The organism is Microbacterium sp. NPDC056736, assembly GCF_042790415.1.
Classification (GTDB): domain Bacteria; phylum Actinomycetota; class Actinomycetes; order Actinomycetales; family Microbacteriaceae; genus Microbacterium.
Genome location: NZ_JBHTZE010000023.1, coordinates 1 through 1,154, shown reverse-complemented (window position 1 = coordinate 1,154; position 1,154 = coordinate 1). Strand labels below are relative to the sequence as shown.

Sequence of the window (1,154 nt, the reverse complement as noted above, 5' to 3'; positions counted from 1 at the left end):
GTCCGCCCGCAACCTCCGCAAGCTGGAGACGGCACACAACCGGTTGATCACCATCCCCCGCTTCAGGCAGCGCGTGAACAGCACCCCCGCACCCAACCGGGTCAGCGTCACCGCGTCGATCAACTGGAACGGCTACAAGAACCGCACCGAGCACCGGTCGACCACCCTGGAAGGCATGCGACGCGTCATGGTCGCAGTCATCCGCGCGTGGACCACCGCCGGACCCGAGGCCGCCGCAGACACCCTCCAGCGCGGCGCCGCATCGGCCTACAACACCCAGAGCATCGCATTCGAGGGAAACGACGTAGAGGTGGACTTCCCGTGACAGACCGACCCACAGAACCCCACTGCTCTGCCCCCGGGTGCGGGCGCCCCGAGGAGCCCGACCACCTCGGACTCCGCCAGGGCCACCGATTCCGCCAGGTCATGGAAGTGCAGCCGCTCGCGGCCGATGCCACCATGCCCCGCATCGACATGCAGGCCCCCTACTGCTACGCCGCCTACCGCTTCGACCAGACGCCCCCCGAGATGATCTCCTGGGGATCCTGGGACGAAGCCCCCGGCCCGTTCGTGGAGGCGTACCACGCGGCCACCCACCAGGTGAGCTACATCCGCGTGCAGCACCAGTACTACGGGCCCATGAAGGTGAGCATCTGGCAGCGCCGCGCCGATGAGCACTACTCCCAGGCACCGCCGGCCGACGCGTACGCGCTGTACGTCGGCGACCCCAACGACACCATGCGCGCCGAACTGGCGGCACTCCGGGAACGCGCGGACAAGGGCTGCACCCACCCCGCCGGCGAACCGTGCTTCGGCAAGCCGCGCCCCGTCGACGGACCCGGCTGCACACCGACCATCGTGGAGGACTGACATGCCCAAGGAACGCTCCAGCGAGAAGAAGGCCGCGCGCCAGCTGGCCGCCGCCCGCGGCATCCCGTACACCGCAGCACTGCGCCTGCTGCGAGAGCAGCGGGACACCCCGCTCCCCGTGCCCACGGAGGCCGACCTCCTGACCGCCCTACGCGGCAAGGTGGCCGACGACGACCCCCCGCCGGCCGTCGTGCCCACCGAGGAAGAGCCCCCCGGCGCCTACTGCGCCTGTGCCGACCCGGCCTGCCCCACCGCCGACGGGCAGTACTCGCACTGAACATGGA

Annotated in this window: 3 protein-coding genes; all 3 read left to right on the top strand. The window is 70.5% G+C overall.

From position 1 onward, the window contains the following. Nucleotides 1-325, top strand: a 325-nt coding sequence (locus ACFRAL_RS17410) for a hypothetical protein (protein WP_378885396.1), incomplete at its 5' end; no start/stop codon positions are given. Continuing rightward, on the top strand, nucleotides 322-870 hold the full coding sequence (locus ACFRAL_RS17405) for a hypothetical protein (RefSeq protein ID WP_376571034.1): 549 nt from the start codon (nucleotides 322-324) through the stop codon (nucleotides 868-870). The genes ACFRAL_RS17410 and ACFRAL_RS17405, both read left to right, overlap by 4 nt. Nucleotide 871: 1 nt before the next feature. Then, nucleotides 872-1,147 carry a hypothetical protein gene (locus ACFRAL_RS17400; RefSeq protein WP_375821567.1) on the top strand — a complete coding sequence of 92 codons (276 nt, stop codon included), beginning with the start codon at nucleotides 872-874 and terminating at the stop codon, nucleotides 1,145-1,147. Nucleotides 1,148-1,154: the final 7 nt, after the last annotated feature.

Bases quoted from the DNA above. Each gene is read 5' to 3' on its own strand.
- ACFRAL_RS17400 (WP_375821567.1), top strand. From the start codon at position 872: ATGCCCAAGGAACGCTCCAGCGAGAAGAAGGCCGCGCGCCAGCTGGCC.